This window comes from Pseudoalteromonas luteoviolacea CPMOR-1, from assembly GCF_001625685.1.
GTDB lineage: Bacteria > Pseudomonadota > Gammaproteobacteria > Enterobacterales > Alteromonadaceae > Pseudoalteromonas > Pseudoalteromonas luteoviolacea_K.
This window is the reverse complement of sequence record NZ_AUYC01000036.1, coordinates 1-22,548: the sequence shown is the minus strand read 5'-3', so window position 1 is coordinate 22,548 and position 22,548 is coordinate 1. Positions and strand designations below refer to the sequence as shown.

General features: G+C 40.0%; 20 protein-coding genes. 8 read left to right on the top strand and 12 right to left on the bottom strand.

Annotated features, from left to right (window positions below; genetic code table 11):
* The first annotated feature begins 74 nt into the window (after nt 1-74).
* The gene (locus N473_RS16200; protein WP_063368832.1) at nt 75-1,883 is read left to right on the top strand and encodes an ABC transporter ATP-binding protein; all 1,809 of its coding nucleotides are present in this window, start codon (nt 75-77) and stop codon (nt 1,881-1,883) included.
* A 247-nt stretch (nt 1,884-2,130) separates the two neighbouring features.
* Complete coding sequence (locus N473_RS16195) at nt 2,131-2,919, top strand: hypothetical protein (protein ID WP_063368831.1); 789 nt, start codon at nt 2,131-2,133, stop codon at nt 2,917-2,919.
* A gap of 178 nt (nt 2,920-3,097) precedes the next feature.
* Here the strand turns inward: N473_RS16195 and ppiC are convergent, their stop codons facing one another.
* Together ppiC and N473_RS26310 are read right to left on the bottom strand one after the other, a co-directional pair.
* A complete protein-coding gene (gene ppiC / locus N473_RS16190) occupies nt 3,098-3,376 on the bottom strand; it encodes a peptidylprolyl isomerase PpiC (RefSeq protein WP_039612035.1) in 279 nt (92 codons plus the stop codon).
* Between the two features lie 361 nt (nt 3,377-3,737).
* On the bottom strand, nt 3,738-3,887 hold the full coding sequence (locus N473_RS26310; protein ID WP_155735638.1) for a hypothetical protein: 150 nt from the start codon (nt 3,885-3,887) through the stop codon (nt 3,738-3,740).
* 564 nt (nt 3,888-4,451) lie between these two features.
* Between N473_RS26310 and N473_RS26305 the strand changes: the two genes are divergently transcribed.
* On the top strand, nt 4,452-4,598 hold the full coding sequence (locus N473_RS26305) for a hypothetical protein (protein ID WP_155735637.1): 147 nt from the start codon (nt 4,452-4,454) through the stop codon (nt 4,596-4,598).
* Between the two features lie 275 nt (nt 4,599-4,873).
* Here N473_RS26305 and N473_RS26300 read toward each other — a convergent pair whose 3' ends face one another.
* From N473_RS26300 to N473_RS16180, 4 genes are all read right to left on the bottom strand, one after another.
* Nucleotides 4,874-5,023, bottom strand: a complete 150-nt coding sequence (locus N473_RS26300) for a hypothetical protein (protein WP_155735636.1) — start codon at nt 5,021-5,023, stop codon at nt 4,874-4,876.
* 133 nt (nt 5,024-5,156) lie between these two features.
* Entirely contained in the window at nt 5,157-5,306 is a 150-nt protein-coding gene (locus tag N473_RS26295) for a hypothetical protein (RefSeq protein ID WP_155735635.1), read from the bottom strand.
* Nucleotides 5,307-5,517: 211 nt separating this feature from the next.
* The gene (locus N473_RS16185) at nt 5,518-7,047 is read right to left on the bottom strand and encodes a DUF3369 domain-containing protein (protein ID WP_063368830.1); all 1,530 of its coding nucleotides are present in this window, start codon (nt 7,045-7,047) and stop codon (nt 5,518-5,520) included.
* Entirely contained in the window at nt 7,034-8,548 is a 1,515-nt protein-coding gene (locus tag N473_RS16180; RefSeq protein ID WP_196766425.1) for an ATP-binding protein, read from the bottom strand. Before N473_RS16180 ends, N473_RS16185 begins: the two co-directional genes overlap by 14 nt.
* Nucleotides 8,549-8,854: 306 nt before the next feature.
* Here N473_RS16180 and N473_RS16175 point away from each other — a divergent pair, with 306 nt between their 5' ends.
* The 3 genes from N473_RS16175 to N473_RS16165 all read left to right on the top strand — a co-directional run bounded on the left by N473_RS16175 (nt 8,855) and on the right by N473_RS16165 (nt 11,259).
* Entirely contained in the window at nt 8,855-9,715 is an 861-nt protein-coding gene (locus N473_RS16175) for a hypothetical protein (RefSeq protein ID WP_063368828.1), read from the top strand.
* Between the two features lie 301 nt (nt 9,716-10,016).
* A complete protein-coding gene (locus tag N473_RS16170) occupies nt 10,017-10,826 on the top strand; it encodes a helix-turn-helix domain-containing protein (RefSeq protein ID WP_063368827.1) in 810 nt (269 codons plus the stop codon).
* A 43-nt stretch (nt 10,827-10,869) separates the two neighbouring features.
* Nucleotides 10,870-11,259 carry a VOC family protein gene (locus N473_RS16165; RefSeq protein ID WP_063368826.1) on the top strand — a complete coding sequence of 130 codons (390 nt, stop codon included), beginning with the start codon at nt 10,870-10,872 and terminating at the stop codon, nt 11,257-11,259.
* Between the two features lie 301 nt (nt 11,260-11,560).
* On the opposite strand, the gene N473_RS16160 is transcribed toward N473_RS16165, so the two are convergent.
* The 3 genes from N473_RS16160 to N473_RS16150 are packed head-to-tail and all read right to left on the bottom strand — an operon-like array spanning nt 11,561 to nt 12,985.
* Nucleotides 11,561-12,061, bottom strand: coding sequence for a GNAT family N-acetyltransferase (locus N473_RS16160; protein ID WP_063368825.1), 501 nt, complete (start codon nt 12,059-12,061; stop codon nt 11,561-11,563).
* 10 nt (nt 12,062-12,071) lie between these two features.
* The gene (locus tag N473_RS16155; protein WP_063368824.1) at nt 12,072-12,689 is read right to left on the bottom strand and encodes a LysE family translocator; all 618 of its coding nucleotides are present in this window, start codon (nt 12,687-12,689) and stop codon (nt 12,072-12,074) included.
* Between the two features lie 26 nt (nt 12,690-12,715).
* Nucleotides 12,716-12,985 (bottom strand): hypothetical protein, encoded by a 270-nt coding sequence (locus tag N473_RS16150; RefSeq protein WP_063368823.1) that lies wholly within the window; start codon nt 12,983-12,985, stop codon nt 12,716-12,718.
* Between the two features lie 460 nt (nt 12,986-13,445).
* Between N473_RS16150 and N473_RS16145 the strand changes: the two genes are divergently transcribed.
* Nucleotides 13,446-13,760 (top strand): hypothetical protein, encoded by a 315-nt coding sequence (locus N473_RS16145; protein WP_063368822.1) that lies wholly within the window; start codon nt 13,446-13,448, stop codon nt 13,758-13,760.
* A gap of 277 nt (nt 13,761-14,037) precedes the next feature.
* Here the strand turns inward: N473_RS16145 and N473_RS16135 are convergent, their stop codons facing one another.
* Entirely contained in the window at nt 14,038-14,481 is a 444-nt protein-coding gene (locus N473_RS16135) for an acyl-CoA thioesterase (protein ID WP_063368820.1), read from the bottom strand.
* A gap of 605 nt (nt 14,482-15,086) precedes the next feature.
* Between N473_RS16135 and N473_RS16130 the strand changes: the two genes are divergently transcribed.
* Nucleotides 15,087-17,960: a putative Ig domain-containing protein gene (locus N473_RS16130; RefSeq protein WP_063368819.1), complete on the top strand. Its 2,874-nt coding sequence runs from the start codon at nt 15,087-15,089 to the stop codon at nt 17,958-17,960.
* 431 nt (nt 17,961-18,391) lie between these two features.
* Here N473_RS16130 and N473_RS16125 read toward each other — a convergent pair whose 3' ends face one another.
* Together N473_RS16125 and N473_RS16120 are read right to left on the bottom strand one after the other, a co-directional pair.
* Nucleotides 18,392-19,387 carry a fatty acid desaturase gene (locus N473_RS16125; protein WP_063368855.1) on the bottom strand — a complete coding sequence of 332 codons (996 nt, stop codon included), beginning with the start codon at nt 19,385-19,387 and terminating at the stop codon, nt 18,392-18,394.
* Nucleotides 19,388-21,169: 1,782 nt separating this feature from the next.
* Nucleotides 21,170-21,937, bottom strand: coding sequence for a hypothetical protein (locus tag N473_RS16120; protein ID WP_063368818.1), 768 nt, complete (start codon nt 21,935-21,937; stop codon nt 21,170-21,172).
* Nucleotides 21,938-22,548: the final 611 nt, after the last annotated feature.

The window sequence follows — 22,548 nt, the reverse complement described above, 5'->3', positions numbered from 1 at the left end:
AGTGGCTTATTCATTTTTATCTCAAGCCATACAGCTTGAGCTTCACTTGATATATCTAGGTGCCACGCAAAGCAATGAAATCACTATTTAAGTTATTTGAAAAGATGGGTCACAAAGACACCTTTGATAGCCAATTGGATGAAGCACCTAACAACTTGCCTTTTATCCGTCAGTGCACAAAGGAGTTTTCTGGTTGGATAGTTGTTGCCTTTGTTATTTCGTTGCTCGGTGGTATTTTACAAATTATCACCTTCGACTTTTTAGGTGAGTTAGTTGATTGGTTAGATACTGCCAATGATAACACTAAGCTCAATGAAAAAGGGGCTGAACTGGCACTCATAGCGATTGCAATTGCGGTGGTCATCCCGACCATCACACTCTTTAAAAACCTCGTTTTCCAGCAATTGCTTGGCCCAAACTTACAAAAAAACACCCTCATTAAACTCTACCGTACACTCATTGCCTCTCCAGCGAGTTACCACGAAGAAGATGATCCGGGCTCTACTGCCATTGTGATTGTTGATACCTCCGAAGCCATTATTGATGTGGTATTGCAATTTTGTGGCTTTGCCGGTTTTTTACTGGCGTTTTTAGGCGCGCTGCTATTTTACGTGGGCAATATTAGTGGCTGGCTTACACTGCCGTTTATTATTTGGACCGGGTTGTTTTTAGCTATGCTAATTGGCCAATGGATCCCAAAGGCCAAAACGACTAACCGACTTGAAGCACAAAGCTGCGCCGAAATTACCGGTAAATTCACCGAGCGTTTCGCACGCATTCGCACTGTAAAAATGCTATCAAGTAATGAGTATGAACAACAATTTGCTGAAAAATGGGCGACGCGTCATCGTAGAGTCGTGGCTAAAGAATATCGTGTTTTTTCTAATTTTGCCTCTGTCGTAGGTCTAATTAACGGTATTTTAATTGTGGGCACCGGCGCGTTGTGTCTACAGCTATGGATCAACCATAGTTTGTCCATCGGTGAGTTTTCTATGGTATTAGCCCTGGTCTATCGCGTGATCTCACTGTCAGAGTGGTGCCAAGAGGAGTTTGATGCCTTTTTTGTATCTTGGGGGCAGGTCACTGTGGGCAGAGAAGTCGTCAACGAGTTTTTAGAGGATATTGAGCCGCTTGAAGATGAAGGAAACTTTCATGCTTCAAGGGGAAAAATCACCTTCAAAAATGTCGAATTCGCCTATGAAAATAAAGCACCGCTTTTTACTGATTTTTGCTTAAAAATAAAACCCGGTGAGAAAGTCGGGATCATCGGTCCTTCTGGCGCAGGCAAGTCTTCATTGCTAAATATGCTCTGTGGTATTGATGAGATTGAAAGTGGTGCCATATATATTGATGGTAAAAATATAGAGGACTACCCAACGGACAAAGTCTGTAATGAGATTAGCTTTTTAAATCAAGATATTGGTCTTTTTAATCAAAGTATCTATGAGAACGTCGCGTTTGGTTTGCACAACGTCAGTAAAGCGTCAGTCAGGCTCGCCCTTGAAAAAGCAAATGCTTTGGAGTTTGTAGAGAGCTACACAGATGCACGAGGCCGTAAAGGTTTATCAGCCTTCATTGGAGAAAATGGCGGGCAATTATCAGGCGGTCAACGTCAACGACTGGCACTGGCTAGAGCAATTTTAAGGGATAAAAACATACTACTTTTAGATGAAGCCACCAGCGCCTTGGACCCGGTTTTAAAGGCTGAGTTTATTAGCTCTTTGAAAACATTAATGAAAGGTAAAACCGTCATCTCTATCGCGCATTCTTATGATGTCATTGCGATGATGGATCGCATCATTGAGATTAAAGATGGAAAAATTGTTAAAGACATGAAACCTGAAGAGTTTGCTGATTTAGCCCTCGTCAGTACTCTTAAATAAAGCAGTGCAGTGAAAGGACTCACTATCACGGCAGCAATATGACATAACAAGAGCTTCCCGATGTTTTCGATAGCACATCAGAAGATTAAGCTGAAAGCTCAATACCTTAAAAACCTTACTATTATGCCAAAAATCACATTATTACAATTTTTTACACAAATGCATTGAATGACGAATATTTGCCGAGACCAACGTTCCTGAATTGAGTAAAATACGTGCTATTCTTTAATGTTAAATAAACAAGTAAATGAGCAAAATAAAGTCGTTATTCATCATTGCAATCACGCTATTCATCAGCGCCTGTAATACTATTTATGTTCCTCCGGTTAATGATTATCAACCGAAAAATCAACCCAAAGTTGCTTTGGTTATCGACGTGAGTGACAAGCTCACACATACACATATCGGTACGACCATTTTCAACAACTTCACGAAACAATACGAAGTTGATGTAAAAATGAAACAGCATATTTTTGAGACTTTAAAAAATAAACTCAAAGAAGGGGCAAATGCTGACGTTGTACTGCTAGACAAAACGTTAAGCAATAAACGGGCTTCTAGCGGCTTTGTATTTATCAAAGATAAACAATGGCAATTTAACCCAAGCCTTGAGGCCGAAAGAAGTGAATTAACGGCCAAAGGAATAGATGTGGTGATTTCAATTACCGAAGCACAAACGTTAGTCGATATGTATTGCACGCAATATGGGTGTACAAACTTTTATGCTGAGGGACATGGCCTATACACACGCAGCTTTTTTGGTTTAGATAACTACCACGCTGCTGCAAGTTACGAGGTGTCGGCTGAATTCATCTCACAGCCAATTGATATGGGCGTTATGGAAAGTATGCGTGACCTAAACTCAATGTATGGCAGACTGACTAAGTTAGATCTAGAAGACCCTGCAGATCATAAAGCACTGGATAAAGCGTTTTTTGAACCAGTTCAAACTGGTCTAACAGGATATTTTGAAAACTTAGGTAGCATCATTAATAAGTACCTGAATGGCGAATTTGAGACGTCTAAAAAGAAGTAAAGTATAACAAAAGGCGGCGCGAGCAATTTCACGCTGCCTTTTGAAAAAAACTACGTGCAGTCTTATTTAACGAGTCTAGAGAGAATCAAAAACAACGCACATTGGAAACGTCATTCAGCCTTACATGTTTAGCCTTTCGATACCCGATAAAGCCTCACTAAATTTAACCGTCTACATTTTACGTGCGATACAACACCTTAATGATATGCCAACCAAACTTGGTTTTAACCAGCTGTGGGGTCAGTACCTCACAAGAAAAGCAGACTTTGTCAAATTGAGGCACCATGGTACCACGCCTAAACTCTCCCAAATCTCCGCCCTTTTTCCCTGACGGACAAGTTGAATGTTTCTTGGCTAGGGTTTGAAACTTAGCCCCTTTTTTTAATTGCTTAAGGATATCTTCCGCTTGCTCTTTGTGCTTTACCAAAATATGTAAAGCATGCGCTGTACTGGCCATATGACTCTCTGCTTACTATCTACAGTATTCAATTATACTCACCGCAATAATACACCAAAATGCCATGAATAAAGAGGTTGTCGCGCTCAAGTACAACGATGCTCGCATGCACTTTAGGTTTATACGAGTTGCACTGTACCTTCAACATAAGTCGACAACGTCTATGGCCTGAGCATTCGCCGCATATATGCACAAATTTGCCTCATTAGTACGGTAATTCAGTCACGCATCGAGTCTTATTGAGTAATGAAACGAGAGAGAGTTAAGATTTTACACGGTATTGTGTCATGAAAAGTGAGCCTATAATTAAGCTCACAGTGCTGTCTGAGTTCATTTAAAGTTTAAGTACTGAGTTGTTTGATCAACACAGGCGTGAAGTACAATTTTGATATGAGCACCACACATTGCGAGAAACAACGCCACCTGCAATCTCTTTTGTCGCTGCTGATGGAATTCGAGCCGAGTCCTCAGATAGTGCTTTTAACTTCTTTTTATTTAAATTGAGTTTCATGATTTTATTTCCTTATTATTCTATTTTCGCTCAAGTGAGCAAATTCACATTACTATTCTCGCAATAATTGATCAACCAAACACATTCATTATAGGAATAAATTAATACAAAAAGCGATAAATGATTTTAATTCAGACGGCCTGATAGTTTTAATTTGAAGCAGCAGGTTCAACGACAATCCGAAAAGACAAATACAGTGCAACTAGACTGATTTTTCAGCGTGTAACAGAAAAGCGCTCCCTGATTTTATCTTCCTTTACTTTATAAAACAGGCTTGATTTATAGTGATATCAGCCACGCAATATCGTGTATATTTTGCTTATATTGATCGAATTACATTCTATTACGTACTATTAGTACCGACTAAATTACGTGCACTTTGGTTCATCCATTTTTATAGATTGTACTCTGATAAGGTTGGAGTGACTGGAGAGTAGAACATCCAGAGCGCGTAATTTAGCGGTACTTTTTCCACATAGTGATTAAATACCAATATCATGCGAATACGCCATAAACGTTGTACACACTGCCAACAGAGTAAAGAGGTCATGTACCGATGCCGATATGACAACCATATTCAATGGCATTTTATTTGCGGGCCTTGCTTATTGGTCATCAAAAAGCGGTTTGCTCAAACCTATCAATACGGTGGCACGTGGAAAGCTCGGAAAAAATAACCAACACTCTGAAGCACACAATTTTAAAGGTTAAATTGTTAAAATCAGGCGCAAAGTGTTGTATGGTGCATCAAACTAGATGACGTTTCATACTCGTTGCTCATTGAACCTTAAATGATTAGCCATGCCATTTTATGGCTCCTGACGTGCGTCAGGGTGACGACAGCAGATACTGACCATATCTAAATTATTGGAGCCTGACATTCATCAAGATTAAAAGCTCAACGAAGAAGCTGAGTGAAACTAACGATGTGCAATGTCACCGTTAGCGCGATATCTGGGCTTTTCAGCCCAGATAAATATCTAGAACTATTTACCGATATTACAAATATAACAGCTAGCTAGGCGAGTATGATCGATATAAATACCACCACCAATCTGAGGCGTAGCACCAGCAGGAACGGCCGTTCTATCTTTTGAAAGGTGTTTAATTTGTTTGCTTTTTAGTTTTAATTTCATTTCGACTTCCTTTTTATTTATTTTTATTTATTTTTAACCTTTGATAAATACACTAACGCTTAATTTATCAACTGGGATGATTTTACCGTCAATAATTTCAGCAAAGCTTTTCAGCCCAGATGAAAATCTCGATCTATTTACCGATATTACAAATATAACAGCTAGCTAGGCGAGTATGATCGATATAAATACCACCACCAACTTGAGGTGTAGCACCTGCTGGAAGCGTAGCCCTATCTTTAGAAAGGTTTTTAATTTGTTTGCTTTTTAGTTTTAATTTCATTTCAATTTCCTTTTTATTATTTATTTTGCATCAAAACAGTAACACTTGTTTTATTTTTGATCAACACAATAAATAACCAACCTTGTGTGACTGCTTGATCAACAGCTGCTTATCCGTTTTTTGTAATATAACCACTCTGAGTGTGAGACTAACTCAAACGCCTCACACCTAATGACTTGGCAATAATAGCTAAGTTACTTTATGCTCCAATTTAATCGGGGTACTTATCCATAATGCCCTGTACATCATCAATATGCTCAATAAACACATCCACTAACTGAGGGTCAAAGTGCCGCCCTTTCTCTTTGACCAACAGGGCCAATACTTCATCCATGCTCCATGCATCTTTGTAGCATCGTTTATGCGATAAAGCGTCGAACACATCCACCAAGGCCACTATCCGGCCGTATATATGAATGTCTTCACCAGACAAACCATTTGGATAACCAGACCCATCAAACTTCTCATGATGCTCACCCGCCACAATGGCAGCTGCCTTTAACGTTGGGCGTTTTGAGCGAGAAAAAATCTCCTGACCGACAGACACATGGGTTTTCATAATGTGCCACTGCTCATCATCTAGTTTGCCGGGTTTTAGTAAAACGGAGTCGGGGATCGCCACTTTACCGACATCATGCATTGGGGCCGCCATAAATAACTCTTGAGCTTGTGCATTTGGCAGCCCTATCCATAAGGCAAGTGCTCTGGATAAATGAGCAACCCGCTTAACATGATTGGCCGCTTCTTTTGAGCGACTTTCGACGACTTCCCCCAATGTTTCAATGATTTCAGATTGGGTATCATATATTTCCTTATCTAACTCCAAATTATCAAAAGCCACGGTGATATTGTTAGAGAACAGCTCAAGAAGTTTGGTATCTAGCTCATCGATGGCGGTGATCCCTTGTAAGTAAATAAGATTTTCTTCTGCGTTATACGTCTTAAAATATCCCACAAAGCAGTCATGTTCGATGAGCGATTTTTGTTGCTCGCAGGCTTTTTCCAGTAGAGCCAATATATGCTCAGGTAAATCAAGATAATCTGATGTGTTAAAACCGTACTCTCCATTGCCCGCAAGATATTCAAAGCGCCCTTGCACCTTTCGCACAGCAAAATGATTACTCTGTGTTGATGGTTTGTTTGCGTGTAATAGCGTCGAGATTTGCACCAATAGACCACTGGCAAACTCTCGCAAGCTCCGAATACGAAATAAACTGGTGGTCGAGTCGATTACCTGCTCTAATCCTTGGCGGTGAGTTTCGAGCTTCTTTCTTGCAGTTTCAATATCTTGAATATCTCTATACCCTCTCAACCCGGTATAGACCACCGTAAAAAGCTTGTCGCTACTGAGGTGAGTTTTATCTTTGTAATCATTAATATCATAATTCACAATGACGGTTCTTTCCGGTGCCTGTCCGGGCTGTCCCGTTCTTAAAATAATGCGTGTAAGGTGATTATTTAGCGTTTTCCTAATAAATTCGGCGACCTGTAACCCTGCATCATCCGTCTCCATGACCACATCGAGTAATACCAACGCAACATCACCGTGCTCTGCCATGATTTTTTTCGCCTCCTCACCAGAATAGGCGCTAACAAAATCAATGGACTTACCGTCAAATTCAAAATCACTCAGGGTAATCTTAGTGACTGTATGAACATCTGGCTCATCATCAACAATCAGGACTTTCCATGCACCTTGCTTTTCCACTTTAGGTTTATTGGACTTTTTAAACAGTGCCATTTGATTCACCCATGCATGCAGGTTGTACGTTTATCGGAACTTTGATCGTAAATGTAGTGCCGCAATTGGGGGTTGAATCTACAGAGATAGCGCCCTGCATTTTTTGCGTCACAATATTAAAAATTATATTCATACCTAATCCGGACCCGCCGTTTCCTCGATTGGTCGTATAAAATGGGTCAAAGACCTTTTTCTTGGCCGTTTCAGTCATGCCTTTGCCATCATCGGAAAACAAAACCACCAAGTCTTGTCCATCTTGCACAAATTTAATCATCACTTCTCCATGTACTTGTGGCTCATAGGCATGGATCAACGTATTTTGAATTAAATTAGTAAAGATCTGCGCCCATGATCCGGGGAAGTTTTTAATCAAAAAAACCTCCCGCTCTGTATCGATACGAAACGCGATGTTGGATTGCTTTAACTGGCTATTTAAGCTGGTCATGGTGTCTTTTAAATACTGTACAATATCAAACTCTCTGACCTCTTCTGCGGATTGATCCACCGCAACAAGCTTAAAGCTCCTTACTAGGTTTGCTGCCCGCTCTAGGCTGCCTTCAATGGTATTGGTCAGCGCGGTCGAGTCTTTAATAAACTTTAAAAAGTCATCTTCTTCTAACTCGCCCTGCTCGTACTTTTTATGCAAATTTTCTATGGTATTCTTGAAATGAGAAACCCCTGTTAAACTGGTTCCAACAGGGGTATTTATTTCATGCGCTACGCCTGCAACCAGGCCACCCAAGGACGCCATTTTCTCAGATTCAATCAGTTGATTTTGCGTCTTTTTAAGCTCATCTAATGACGTCTTTAATGCCGCTTCTGATTGATGGCGAACCTCAATTTCATTTTTCAACTGTGCTTGCTGTGTATGTAATTGGTCAACCGATTGCTGCAGCTCTAAGGTGCGTTCATCGACGATTTTTTCAAGGTTTTTATTGAGGCTATCAAGTTGCTCAAACGAGCTAGCTGTTTTGTGCATCATGTCGTTCAATGCACTTTGCAACATGCCCAACTCATCATTTGGATTCTGAGCGATATTAATATGGGAACTTTTCATATCATCAGCATTAATTTTGCTGGCTTGAAACGCCAGCTTGCCCAAAGGCGCAGTCAACAATTTTCGAAAGACAATGGTCACTAATACAAAGATGGCTGCGGTTTTTATCAAGGCATTAATTATCAGTAAGAATATGCCTGATTGCATGCTGTCATAAATATAGCCTTCATCAGCGTATAATTTGACCGTGCCGATTTTATTTTCTACCCCACCCGATTTCATCACTAGCGGAAACTGATAAAAAGCCTGAGGATCGGTATTGACGGCTGAGTCGGGAATATCGCCTCTGGTCAGAATAAACTTTTTATCGTCTTGCAGTACAATCCCTGCAATATGCGGAAGGTTGATAATGCTTTGCGCTGTGATATCTAATTGTGTGTAGTCTAAATTCCACAGATCAGAGGCCAGAATATTACCAAAGGTACTCTCAGACGCTTTTAACACCGCTTGTGATTCTTTTTTTGTATTTATGAAATCAATGTACAAATGCACGCAAGTAACAACTGCGGTGAGTAGTAGATAAATTGATAAAACAATACTAAGAAGTCTGATTGATATAGAGTTTTTTACCATGCACTCGCGCTCTACGCGCCAAAAAAGTCACTCGACATAGTTAAAATTAGTTGTAATTTTTGAAAATCACAAGACAAGACACCAGCTGGTGCGCAAAAGTAAATAATCAGATGAACACCCCGTAATTTCAAAAGATGCACTACGCTAATAGTATTGGGCAACAACGATGAGAGACCAATGTACAAGCTCATACTTATTTGGTTATTGCTGGTAAGCTATACGTCCATTGCCACCGAGACGATACGCGTTCGGGGCAGTCAGTCTGAACATGATAGTACCCACAATTACTATGTTGGGCTCATTGAGCTGGCATTCGATAAACTCAACAAACCAATTAGAATTCAATTTTCACCTTATATGGTGCAGGACAGAGCGCTCTTTGAATTACAGTCTAATCGATTAATTGACTTATACTGGGCTGGTACCAATCAGCAAAGAGAATCTGAGTTAGGCGTGGTGCCTATCCCCCTGATTAAAGGGTTACTCGGATATCGCGTGTTTACCATTCATCAAGATAATGAACAGTTATTTTCTCAAATCAAATCTATAAAATCGCTAAAGAATATGACTTTGTGTCAGGGCCAACACTGGCCTGATACAGACATCATGCTCGCCGCTGGCCTGAGCGTGATCACCAATGTTGTATATGAAAACATGTTTAAGCAAGTATATGCCGATAGATGCAAAGCCTTTCCCAGGGGGATTAATGAGGCCTTCTCAGAAGTAGAAAGCCGGCAACAAATCATGCCCAAATTAATGGTCTTTGATGATGTTATTTTGCACTATCGGTTTCCTATGTATTTTTTTACCCACAAAGATAACACGCAGCTTATCAATGATTTGCAGTCGGGTTTAATGCTGGCAATCAAAGATGGCAGCTTTGATAAATATATGCAAACTCACCCTACGACTCAGCATCTATTCCCTCTGAGCAAGTGGGACAATAAAACGATATTAACCATAGATAATCCGTTTCTATCTCAGTCCACACAGGTTGATGATAAAGCGCTGTGGATAGAATTGGGTAAAAAACAGTAGCAGAAGGCGGTATGCGCTTTAAAGGTGAGCGCAGGAGTGGATTACCTATGTGCGTAAGCCAAAAAGAGCATATCCTGAATGCATAGTTTAGCGGTATCCCCCTCATAAAATACTCAGCGACGGTGTCACTTTTCTTAGCTATAAATATGCTAATCACAACAAAAAGTTGGAAAGCTGAACCAACGGTATTGACCCCATTGATACAAAATTCATGTTATCTTGTACCGTATAGTATCCGTTGCTTAGCTCTGTTGACATACGAGCCAATATTATTTGTCAATCAACCCATAATTAAGAACATATGCTCGAACTTAACTACCACCCAGTTCAAGGAATAGTAACCAGCACAAAACAGTACCAGACACTGCAAGCGCCATACCCCCTCTGCCGTTGGGTGGATCAGTTTTGGCAGATACATACCCCACTAGGGCAATTTGCATTCCATAGTGTTCCGGACAACTGCGTAGATTGGATAATTAACCTCAGTTCTTTTGCCGATAATACGCTTATCGCACCTTTTACCAGTGCCAATACTTTTGAGTTTGAGGGACCTGCACAGTTTTTTGGTATTCGCTTTAACTTACTTGGGCACACAAGTTTATGCAAAGCACCTTTGGGTGACTGGGCAGCCTATAGCGCCATTGATGCAGCAGATTTATTACCATTGGACTTGGTTGAAAATACATTTGAAATTTTACAGTCCAACATACACTTTTCATCTCGATGCAAAGCTTTATCTCATTTGCTATTACAAGAAGTTAAACTGCCAAAATTGGATCCAAGGCTGATAAACTTCATCCGATTTAGCCAATCACACTTAAATACCCAAATGAGTTTATCAGACAAGCAATGTAGCGAATTCGGGATCTCAGCACGCCAATTGCGTCGTCTAACGAGTACTCACCTAGGCCTTTCCCCAAAAAGCTTCACTCAAGTTCTACGCTTTCAACATGCATTAAAAGCACTGTTGATTACACCCGAAACCCCAGCTTGGCAGGAAAGCTACTTTGATCAAGCACACTTTATTAAGGATTTTAAACGCTTTGCAGGTGTCACCCCGCAAAAATTCCGAAACTTGTCCGTTTTATACAATAAAAACAAAACAACATAACACAGTATATGTGGCATCAACACAATCAAGCAAAGGTATATATATGATTGAAATACAAGCAATGTTCCCGATGATGGTCACGCCAAAACTTCACGCAATACAAGACTATTACCATAGCGTGTTTGGGTTTAATACTGTTTTTTATCAAGAAGGGTTTTACTTACACTTAGTGCAGCCAAGTTCAGGTGTTCAATTGGGTTTTTTACATCCAAATCATCCTTCTCAACCGGATTTTCTGCAATCCCAAATGGAGCAGGATGGTTATGTGATAACACTAGAAGTCGAAGATGCTCGTGCAGCTTATACTTATGCACAAACGCAAGAACTAGACATTTCACTACACTATAAAGAAGAACAGTGGGGACAACGTCACTTTATTTTACAAGACCCTGCCGGAATTAAAATTGACGTTGTTGAGCACTTTCAAATTTAGTGCACGCAAAAAGGCCGCTATGGCCTTTATTACACAAATCCAAAAAGCGCCTGCAGAAACGAACCTAGATAAAGCTTAAATACTCAAGAATTTTATTGGCTGTTTTCGACGTTTATCGAACCTATTGGCAATGCCAAGGAGAGCAGATTAGCATTACCATAAATCACCAATACAATTAACTCAGGTTACTACTCGTTATTTTTATGATTTTGTAAGCACAAAATCAGAACGGGGATCTATGCTATTCAGCAACTTTGCTATGGCCCGAAGCACTTTATCTCGATACTTAAGTTTAGCGGTGTTAAAAATAACGAAATACGCAGTGTGGTCCATGGGTATGAAGCGTAATAGTGTCTTCGTATCGTGCACCAAGACTTAGAGCAACCTTTTTGGATGCGTTGTTTCTAGGGTCGATATAACTCACCAAGCTTTTTGCTTTCAAGCTGTCTCTCGCCAGCTCAAGGCATTGCTGTCCAGCCTCGTGCGCATAACCTTTACCGCGGGCTTCAGAAACCAACCAATACCCTAACTCTAATTCAGGCCAAGCTGGTGACTTCCAAAGCCCCACACATCCTACAAACTTCTTCGTCGATTTTTCTTCTACAGCATAATAACCAAACTCATTAAGTTGCCAGTGCCCAATCAACATAGTTAAGTTACGCCATGCGCCTTCTCTATCTTTCTGACCACCTACATATTTAGCATCTAAATTATTTTGGTAAAAAATAGCGTAGTGTTCAAAGTCCTTTTCATGCCACTGGCGTAAAATAAGGCGTTCAGTTTGCACTGTAGTAATCTTCATACATCTCCAGTTATTTGCTCATGAGTGTTAAACTTACACCAATTGAAATCAACATCACTGCACTTAATTTATTCATTACCACTGTCACAGATTCACTCGTCACCTTTTCATTTACTTTGCTGCTTAACTGGGCATATAACAACAAACACAATAATTCAATGACAATACTAGTCAGACCTAAAATCAATAATTGAGGTAGAAATGGTTTTGAATCATCAATAAATTGAGGCAAAACCGCAACAAAAAACAGCAGTGTTTTAGGATTTGATAGCTCTATAAACAACCCCCCTTTAAATGCTTTGTGAGCAGATACTGAATTTAAGCCTTGAACTTTATTAGGGTCACGTTTTTCTAGAAATAGATTTATACCTATCCATAGTAAATATGCTGCGCCTGCCCATTTCACAAATAAGAAAAAGGTATCTGAAGATGAGAGCATAGTATTAATTCCTGTTGCAGATATCAAAAAATATATCGCACTTCCGCCAACCACTCCTAGTGCAGCTAAAATACTGGCTTTGAATCCCGAACTTACTCCATGAGAGACGACATAAAATACAGCCGGACCAGGAGAAATACATAAGATAAGCTCAGCTACACAAAATAATACCCACGTTGTTATATCCACACTTCCTCCAAGAAAATAACAAAGGCTCACTTCTCATTATTTTTTTGAAATAGACGCGAATCATGACGCTCGTATTCAAGTCCATAAATCTCTTTGAATTTTGATATTTTTTTTATGGCATCTTCTTCAAAGGCCGGCGCTCCATCAAATGCATGTAGTGCAATGCTCTCTATCATTTCACCTAAACTCATATCGTATAGTTCAGCAGTTGCTTTTAGAACTTTAACTAATCTCTTCTCCATTCTTAGGCCAGTTTGTACTCTTTCCAACTTCTCTTGCTTAATTCTCTTTTCCATTTAAATAACCCACCACAACATTGTTACCATGGTAACAATGTACCACACATTATGTTTATTAAAAGCTTTTTTAAATTTGGACTCGAAATAATGAAGTCAAACAACACTGACAATTTTCACTTATCTATAAATTAAGAGGACCACTTAACTTATAGTTAGCGCTTACACTCACCATAAAAAAAAATTACATTGATTATTAAAATAAAGATTTCTGAGTAGGGTTAAGCTGTTTTGGGCCTATTAATTTGCCTACATTCCAACAAGCGGTTCCTCCTATACTCCATAAGCAAAAAATTGACACCTTGATTGAGACTGGCAACTGATGGCAAATAGAAACTGACTTTTTATCCGCTGTTTTCGTGGAATAGATAAATAATATCGATGAACTTAATAAACTTGGTTTGAAAAATGCATTAAAAATTTACTAAGTACAAACTTGCTATTGAGTGATGTCACCACCATGAATGAAAACACAAATACCGTGTATGTTTTGAGCGGCTACGCAAAATACTCGACCACAGATCAAAGTAAATACAAACTCGGCAATAAACACTCTATCGGTCTACTCACCACCGATAAAAACTACGAAGAGAATATCCATACCCTTAAAAACTTTATTAAAAATTTAGGGTGGGACTCCATCACATTTTGTATGGTTGAGGAAGTTGACGACATCAATACCTTGTCCAATGATGTTTTAATATCGAGCTTTCAGCGCGCCCAAAAGAACGGTCAATCTTTAGTCGTCAATGACCACCCGATTACTGTGCATTAGTGCAAAATACATCTTGCGAACCAAGATTACTTTTGCGCAAGGTGAAATGAGCTATTTTAACCACCTTCACTACTTTAAATGGTCTTATTGAAAAGGGTTTATGACTACGAGCGCAGCGAGGACATTCTCTTTGCGCAAGGTGGAGTGAGCAATGTTAACCACGCCCACTTTATAACCAAAGACCAGGGTAAACGCTTATTCATATTCATTGCTCTGATCTCACAAATAGCCCTTTACGCCTTAACAGGGCTTGCTGACTTCAAAAAGCGAATTCGCATTATTCTACTCCCTTAGATTCCATCTCATATTGCTTCAAAATTACGAGCATATCATTTGGAATGGCCGCTTTTTGTCCTGTTTTCATGTTAAACATCACCACCGTGGCATACCCAGTTGTGCAAGTTGCTTGCTGCGACTCGCTAAATGCCTCGTAGCGCATGGTAAAACGGTCTTCTTTGATGTCGGTAATGTATGAGCCAACATGCAGAGTGTCAGGAAAAGTAACGGGTCGTTTGTATTGCGCATAAGTATCACGCAGCACAGGACTATGACTGGGCTCAGATAAAATAGAGAGCAAACCAGTTTGCTTTAAAAAATCAATTCGCGCGGTTTCGAAATAACGGAAGTACGACACGTTATTCACATGCCCTAATGCATCCATTTCACCCCATACGACATTAATTTTCGTGTTAATTGCAAACTTTTCGAAAAACTCCTGCATGATCTTGCCTCAAGTTATGATTATTTAATTCGAGAGTAGCAACTCATCGTACCAGCTGCAAGGTGAATACGTGCAAAGGGTTTATGACTGCGAGCGCAGCGAGGACATTCTCTTTGCGCAAGGTGAAGTGAGCTATTTTAACCACTTTCACTACTGAATCGGTCTTACTGAAAAGTAAACATGACTACGAGTGAAGCAAGGACATTTTCTTTGCGCAAAGTGAAGTAAGCCATTTTAATCACACTCACTACTTTAAACGGTCTTGTTGAAAAGGGATTATGACTGCGAACGACAAGAAAATAGTAAAAAAAAGAAACACACTTAAAAACAACTTAACAAAACCACCAAAACAAACACAATTGAACAAAAAAATTAACCTTGTCATACAAAAAAAATACAATAACCATATCGAATCTACACAGTTATAGTTTTGTTCCCTTAATTTGATTAGAGTTATATATATTGATAAAATCACAGCAATATAATCTTTTATCTTACTAAAAATACTATAAAAATAATTTTAAAGTTCTAGCCACATTGATGTGCTTATCCCAACTAATCTAATAAAATCTCCCAATATTAAAGCTTTTAAATAAGGAACTTTTGTGAAAAAAGTAAATCAAGCTACTTTATTGTTAATCTCTTTAATAGGACTGACTGCCTGTGGAAGTGGTGGTTCAGACAATAAAAGTAATATCGCCAATCAAACCAGTTCTCAAGCACAAGATGCCAGCGTCACTATTACTGGTAGTGTAGAGAAAGGACCGTTCGTTATTGGCTCTTCTGTTACGATTAATATCCTGAATGAAAAAGGTGAAAATACCGACTCCACGATCGTAACTAAAACAACGGATGATTTAGGTAACTTTGAATTCAAGGTACCTGCCGATTCTATTATCCAGATCACCGCATCAGGATTTTACAGAAACGAAATCACTGGAGGGCTTTCAGAAGGGCAACTGACTCTAAGAAGTATTTATAAAGCTTCAAGTGAACAACAGCAAAATGCCAACGTGAATTTATTAACACATATTACCAGTAATCGCGTATTGGAGTTAATAAAAGCAGGTGAGTCAGATTTTAATGCTGCTATTAAAAAAGCTGAAGAAGAATTTAGCGCTAACTTTAAATCAGTTATCACTCACCCTAAAGAAGAAAGCTTTTCAAACTTATCTATTTATAAAGGTGACAACGCTGAAGCAAATGCATACTTTCTCACGCTGTCATCAATGCTATATCAACACGCTATCGATACCGCAGACACCGATAAGACATCGCCAGAAGCCGCTCTAACCGCAATATTAAACGAGTTAGAAAATGACTTTGGTACAGATGGGAAGGTAGATGATACAGCCAGACTCACCGCTATTCAGCAGACACAAAGATACATTGACCCGACCAGTGTTCTACAAAATATTATGGCCTGGCTTGATGGTCACACCGGATATGAAGTACCTGATATCAATGAATTTTTAGACTCAGATCTGGACGGGCTAGTAAACAACCAAGATGAAGATGATGATAACGACGGCATCGTTGACAAAGACGATTCCAACCAATTCATCACTGATTTTACGGTAAATGATCAAACTTTATCTGTCGCAGAAGACTCTGCAATAGAGATTGCAATTGAGAGTAACGCTCCCCTTGGTGAAAATATCCCCATTTCATTTGATCTATTATCAGATGTCACATCAGGTATATTGATACTCGATTACCCAAATATTACTTATATTCCTAATAATGATTTTAATGGTACAGACGAGTTTGAGTTTAAACTCTCACAAAAACAAGTAGAAAGCCAAACTGTTAGGGTTTCTCTGGATGTTACCCCTGTAAATGATGCGCCGACCCTCAGTGGCTCACCTTCAACAGAAATTTACGCTGATGAAGAATATGTATTTCAACCTACATCATTCGATGCTGACCAAGATAACCTCACTTTTTCTGTTAAGAACCTACCAGAATGGTTGTCACTTGACCCTGTCACCGGTGAAATCAAAGGCACAGCTGGTAACCTCAACACAGGCATATACAGTGATGTCACTTTATCCGTGACTGACGGCACCGCTTCAACAGTACTTCCTACTTTCACAATAAATGTGAACTACTCACTACTTGATGCACCTACAAACTATCAACAGAAAAGCACATCAAAGAACTTGCTGCAAGAAATAGAGCTAAGCTGGGACAAAGTCGAGTTCGCTCAAAGTTACCTATTAGAGGTTTCTTTATTCGAGGACTTTAATACCATTTTAACTTCTGAAACCCTAGACAGTAATTCAATTACTTTGCAAAAAGAACCAAATGTGTACTTCTGGAGAGTAAGCACCATTAACCCTGATGGCACGCAAGGTTTCAGCGGAGAAGTGCAAAGGTTAGATGCTGGCGTATTCTCGGTAACAATGGGTGGTAGTAATGATGAAAGAGTCCAAGATATCATGCCAGCACAAGGCGGCGGATACATCATTTTAGCCTCAACAAATTCGCACGAATTAAGTTCAGAGATAGGCCCAAGAGGCAGTGACTGGCTTATTAAGTTGGATGAGCAAGGCAAAGTGGTGTGGGAATATTTCACGGCAGCCTATTCTTTTGAAAGAATCTTTGAGTTAGAAGATGGTTCCATCATTGCTGCGGGACACCCAGTAACTAGTGGACCGGGCATTGTCACAAAACTGGATGCCAATGGCCAAAAGCTGTGGGAAAAAACATTCTCAACGGGCACTGAAAACGAAGTGCATTACTTTGGTTTTACACTCGCACACAATAAAATTTACTTTGTTAGTCATGAGGTTGCCACAAATGAGCAAGGGATCCAAGATACTGTAGAATGGAGCTTACGTTCATTTGACTTTAACACTTCGCTAGTATCAGAGCCGATCATATTACCAGATGCAAATGGTAACCCTGTTCGTTCATCAAGAGTGTTAGTAACCAGCCCTGATAACAACTTAATGGTATTAGGTGGCTATAGCAATGGTGCTCGTTATGGAACTACATTCACGGTTCTTGATGAAAACCTACAACCAAAGGTTCACTGGTACAAAGATTCAAACCAAACATCTCTTGGCTTTACAGTCATAGCAGCTCAAGTCAATGACAATAACTATGCCATTATTGGCCAAGGTGACGATGTTAGTTTTGCACTCATCTCCCCCACAGGAGAAACAATTGTCGACGGAAACCTGCCTTCAGAAGCGCGTTACACCCAATATGGCAACCGCTCATTAGTGCAGGCTAAAGATGGTACTTTTTACACCGTTGCGGCTACAACATCGTACCACACAGATACACTGTTCGGCTTTAATCAACAGCTCGAAATCACATCGACACTGTCATTAAATACCGAAGACTATGGTTATATATACTCGACAAGAGAACTACTGATGAATGAAGATGGCACTGTTACTATATTAATTCATCGCACCGATTCAAACTACGACAATGGTGATTTTATTATTAAAAGGGTAAAACCTTAATCAGCATAACTTTAACTTAGTAAGGGCAACCTATTGGTTGCTCTTGCTACTTCCTTCCTCTTATACTGTATTTTTACGCCCCCTAACTCGTCATATAGATAGACTCTATCCCTATATAGCACTTAATTAAATCACCTCATACAGTGCCCAGCATAGCTATTAAAAAAGGACGTTATAAAAATAAAGAATATAAATTTAACTTCAATCTACAAAATAACTTTTTATATTCAAAGCGATTCAATTTTCACGACTACTTTTAAAAACACATATTTTATTACGCTAAGCAGCCACTTATTTTTACACGATATTAACCAACCCCCTTAAGTAAAGTTTGATAATTATTTTATAATTAAGCCCCCTGAAAGACATTCTCTTTGCGCAAGGTGAAGTGAGCCATTTTAGCCGTAGCCCACCTAAACTCCCCAACCCCCTCACTCTCCCTTCGCCAAATACCTATTTGCATGCCTTAAACTATGTAAATCATCAAAGCGGACGCCATGTTTTGCCATCACTGGGCGTATTTTTTGACTGATCACTTGTCGAATATAAAAGGGCTGATTTGGCACAAAATGATGAATGGTATGTGTGCGACCAAAATCAAAGCAAAATAATTGAAAAGGTAAAAACCAGCGGCTGGTTATAACATGGGTTTGCTCCAATACATTCGTCACACCGCCATAATAATGCATGGAAGAAGTGATCAAATTCAACGACGCTGAGCGGATCATGTTGGGCACAATCAATACCACCATTAAAAACTCAGCTACCGCCAGTAGCTCTGCCCCCCATGCGGGCAATGTGAATGGCATCACAAATTGCAGTGCATAGTAAGCAATCATCCCATACAAAATCCCAAAGTAAGCCGTTGCCAGCGGCGCGCCTGCATTAAAGACCCGAAAAAACTTAAAGCCACGAATTTCTTTACTAAAGCGCTTTGAATTAATAAGTAGCCCAAGCAGTCCGTCGAGGATCACCACCGCCCGTAAAAAAGGCGATTGAATGCCATTGCCCACTAAACGCTCTTCTAAATCCTGCGAAGTACCAGACACTTTATGATGGTGTAGATGTATCTTCCGACGATACCAAGGGTTCACCGTATTTGGCCTCATCAACCATACGCTTAACATCATAAAATTACGTACAAACGGGCGCTGACTAAAATACTGCTTGTGGAGCAAATCATGCTCCAGCTCATGAGCAATGGAGGTAATCAAAGCCACTAAAATAATGCACATCCACACAGGTATCGCCGCCACATAATACAGCGCCGCAACGCCAATAAATGAACACAATGACAACAGCAAAATGACCATGGCAATACCGTTTTGCCACTTAAGAATAGGGTAACGCGCCCTCAGTGATGCCTCTTCGACTTTTATCGCCGTCACGATTGCATTGATGTTCTGCTTCGCAGTTAATTTTGACATGAATAGCTGTGCTAAGTGGTTGATATGACGATGATACATGAAATGGGGAGGGATGGGAGCAGGGGAAAATGGGTTAGTCAGTGGGGTATTTTTCAAAAGCAGTATGAGGTAATTGACTAGAAGCCGAGTCAAATACTTTTCAACCATCACAACAAACCGACAGACACCTCTACTCCCCTTCTATCACGCCTGAAAATAAGCAATTGATGGGTAATGCGCTCGCATGGATGCGAGCCAAGCCACACTAGCACATGGATGTGCTAATCAGTACTTTTTGATATTTGTGTTAGTTGCTCATTTCACCTTGCGCAAAAGTAACCTTGCTTCGTAACGTATATTTTGCACCTTCATCAATTGATTATTTGAAGATTAAGCGTGATAACGGGGCGCTGGGAGAATCCTGAGCAAAGGTCGCACCTGAGGCACCAGCGCCAATACCTCTTTGGTTGCCGTCGCCAACGCGACAAAATGTTTAATTGGAGGCTGCAATTACCAACAAATGCATGATTGCTCAAAAAAATGAATCCTGACCTTCATCAGGATGACGAAGGCGAGATTGCAGCTGAACCTAATACCTTTGCAAAATGGGTCCTGACGTTCGTCAGGATGACGAGGGTGAGATTACAGCTGAACCTAATGCCTCTGCAAAATGGCTCCTGACCTTCGTCAGGATGACGAGGGTAAGATTGCAGTTTAATCCTAGAGCATCTCATCAGCCTAAGACTCATCCATACCCAAACTCAATTAAACAGCCACACAGACAACGCCCAATCCCCCTTCTATCACGCCTGAAAATAAGCAATTGATGAGTAATGCGCTCGCATGGATGCGAGCCAAGCCACGCTGGCACATGGATGTGCTCATCAGTACTTTTTGATATTTGTGTTAGTTGCTCATTTCACCTTGCGCAAAAGTAACCTTGCTTCGTAACGTATATTTTGCACCTTCATCAATTGATTATTTGAAGATTAAGCGTGATAACGGGGCGCTGGGAGAACCCTGAGCAAAGGTCGCACCTGAGGCACCAGCACCAATACCTCTTTGGTTGCCGTCGCCAACGCGACAAAATGTTTAGTTGAAGGCTGCTGTCGACATCTTAACTATTGTTAACCTGATTGCATTGACACACATAGATCCTGACCTTCTTCAGAATGACGAGGGTGAGATTACAGCTGAACCTGACACCTCTGCAAAATGGATCCTGACATTCGTCAGGATGACGAGGGTGAGATTGCAGCTAGACCCGATACCTCTGCAAAATGGATCCTGACATTCGTCAGGATGACGAGGGTGAGATTGCAGCTAGACCCGATACCTCTGAAAAATGGATCCTGACCTCCGTCTGGGTGACGAAAATAAGAACCCCAAAAACCACCCACAAAAAAACCGCCTAAATCTCTTAAGGCGGTTTTCAAATTAAAAACCATGTCAGGATTTATCCCGACAACCAGGTGTCATTTTCGAATAAAGTTTGCAACTTAAGCACATGGTTTTAAAAGGAGTTAATCTCAAAAAAAGTTTGAGACAAAATAGCAAAAACCTTAATTTTGAACGTGAGAGTAAAAACAAAGTTTGAAACTCCTACTTTTACATTTTTGCAATTTTCAAAAACAGGATTTTAGCCTTGCCCACAGCCTTCCTCTTAATTGCCAACTCCCACAAAAATCACATTTTTATTTAAATAAATATACTGCTCGTTTTCCAAACGATTGATGCAGGCTTTTGGGTTACCCCACTTCGCATTGCATACGCTCCCAAAGCTCCATCGTTTTTATTAAAAACCTACCAACGCTCAAAGGACTTTCCGTTTTTCGGAAGCGAAGTGATAGGTACATCCATATTTATCAAATAATTTATATTTGTTTCTAGGGTATGTATATTCCCATCTGCAATAAAACGAACATTAGGATTACCTGGTTTTCCTGCCATAGATAAGTAACCAATTCTATGGAGGCCCAACTGTTCAGCATCAATACCAAAGCTATTTCTAGAGTCATCCACACAATTAATAAGTTTGATATCAATCCTTGAATACCCTCTATCAATATAAAACTCTTTTCCTTTACCAATGAATCTACATTTACCGGCTTCAAATACATATTCTTCATTTATAGATTTAACTGGGGTAACTGATGTAAATGCAAATAAGGCATCCCCGCCATAAATCACCTCTTCAAGAGAGGATTTAACAAACAATTTAGCGACAAAAGTACTGCTACTTGCCTGTGTATATTCCAACCCTTCAATTTTCGCTCTATTAAGTTGCTTTTCTACGTTATTGAATCCAGGAACATTTTCACTTTCCTTAATAGGGCTAGATGAAGAATCACCGGATACTTTATTACTTAATGAGCTGCTCTGGTCATGGGCTACAGGATCTGGTGAAAATACCGAGTAGATAGACGCACTTCCCGCTACAACAGTAAAAATAAAGAAGAGTAGAGCGACTAACCATTGATATTTGTGATCCTCGCAAAATAATCTCCACTCGCCCCTTCGCCCACACGCTACCAAGCTCTTATTTCTACCCCAACATTTATTTGCCTTCATTTTTACCTTAACTATTGTTGAAAACTGCCCCTCCAACTCTTTTTAAAGTCAAAGAAAACTATTGCATTATAAATAATGGCTCAATTATAAAATTCAATACGCCAAATGATAAGAACTCTATCAAACATGTTTAATATGCTTTTTACACGCCAACATCGCCTGTTTATATTCGAGAGGAATTTACAACACCAATAATTAGCTATTGCTAATCAGGGGGGAGTTACACCAGAGCGACAGTCGCACCCGAGGCGCCAGCGTCAGCCCATTTTTGGTTGCCGTCGCCAACGCGACAAAATGTATAGTTGAAGACTGCTGCTACCAACAAATACATGATTAAAACTAACACCTCTGCAAAGTGGATTCTGACGTTCGCCAGAATGACTAGGGTGAGATTGCAGCTGAACCTAATACCTTTGCAAAATGGTTCCTGACCTTCGTCAGGATGACAAGGGTTGGGATTGTAGCTGAACCCAGCACCTCTGCAAAATGGATCCTGACGTTCGTCAGGATGACGAGGGTAAGGTTGCAATTGATTTCTAGGATCTCAGTTCAAAGCCATCTATATGCTAACCCAAGCAAACAAACTCACGGACAACGCCCACTCCCCCTTC

Excerpts from the sequence above, each read along its gene's own strand:
- N473_RS16200 (WP_063368832.1), top strand. The coding sequence starts at position 75 with ATGAAATCACTATTTAAGTTATTTGAAAAGATGGGTCACAAAGACACC.
- N473_RS16195 (WP_063368831.1), top strand. The coding sequence starts at position 2,131 with ATGAGCAAAATAAAGTCGTTATTCATCATTGCAATCACGCTATTCATC.
- ppiC (WP_039612035.1), bottom strand. The coding sequence starts at position 3,376 with ATGGCCAGTACAGCGCATGCTTTACATATTTTGGTAAAGCACAAAGAG.
- N473_RS26310 (WP_155735638.1), bottom strand. The coding sequence starts at position 3,887 with ATGAAACTCAATTTAAATAAAAAGAAGTTAAAAGCACTATCTGAGGAC.
- N473_RS26305 (WP_155735637.1), top strand. The coding sequence starts at position 4,452 with ATGACAACCATATTCAATGGCATTTTATTTGCGGGCCTTGCTTATTGG.
- N473_RS26300 (WP_155735636.1), bottom strand. The coding sequence starts at position 5,023 with ATGAAATTAAAACTAAAAAGCAAACAAATTAAACACCTTTCAAAAGAT.
- N473_RS26295 (WP_155735635.1), bottom strand. The coding sequence starts at position 5,306 with ATGAAATTAAAACTAAAAAGCAAACAAATTAAAAACCTTTCTAAAGAT.
- N473_RS16185 (WP_063368830.1), bottom strand. The coding sequence starts at position 7,047 with ATGGCACTGTTTAAAAAGTCCAATAAACCTAAAGTGGAAAAGCAAGGT.
- N473_RS16175 (WP_063368828.1), top strand. The coding sequence starts at position 8,855 with ATGTACAAGCTCATACTTATTTGGTTATTGCTGGTAAGCTATACGTCC.
- N473_RS16170 (WP_063368827.1), top strand. The coding sequence starts at position 10,017 with ATGCTCGAACTTAACTACCACCCAGTTCAAGGAATAGTAACCAGCACA.
- N473_RS16165 (WP_063368826.1), top strand. The coding sequence starts at position 10,870 with ATGATTGAAATACAAGCAATGTTCCCGATGATGGTCACGCCAAAACTT.
- N473_RS16160 (WP_063368825.1), bottom strand. The coding sequence starts at position 12,061 with ATGAAGATTACTACAGTGCAAACTGAACGCCTTATTTTACGCCAGTGG.
- N473_RS16150 (WP_063368823.1), bottom strand. The coding sequence starts at position 12,985 with ATGGAAAAGAGAATTAAGCAAGAGAAGTTGGAAAGAGTACAAACTGGC.
- N473_RS16145 (WP_063368822.1), top strand. The coding sequence starts at position 13,446 with ATGAATGAAAACACAAATACCGTGTATGTTTTGAGCGGCTACGCAAAA.
- N473_RS16135 (WP_063368820.1), bottom strand. The coding sequence starts at position 14,481 with ATGCAGGAGTTTTTCGAAAAGTTTGCAATTAACACGAAAATTAATGTC.
- N473_RS16125 (WP_063368855.1), bottom strand. The coding sequence starts at position 19,387 with ATGTCAAAATTAACTGCGAAGCAGAACATCAATGCAATCGTGACGGCG.
- N473_RS16120 (WP_063368818.1), bottom strand. The coding sequence starts at position 21,937 with ATGAAGGCAAATAAATGTTGGGGTAGAAATAAGAGCTTGGTAGCGTGT.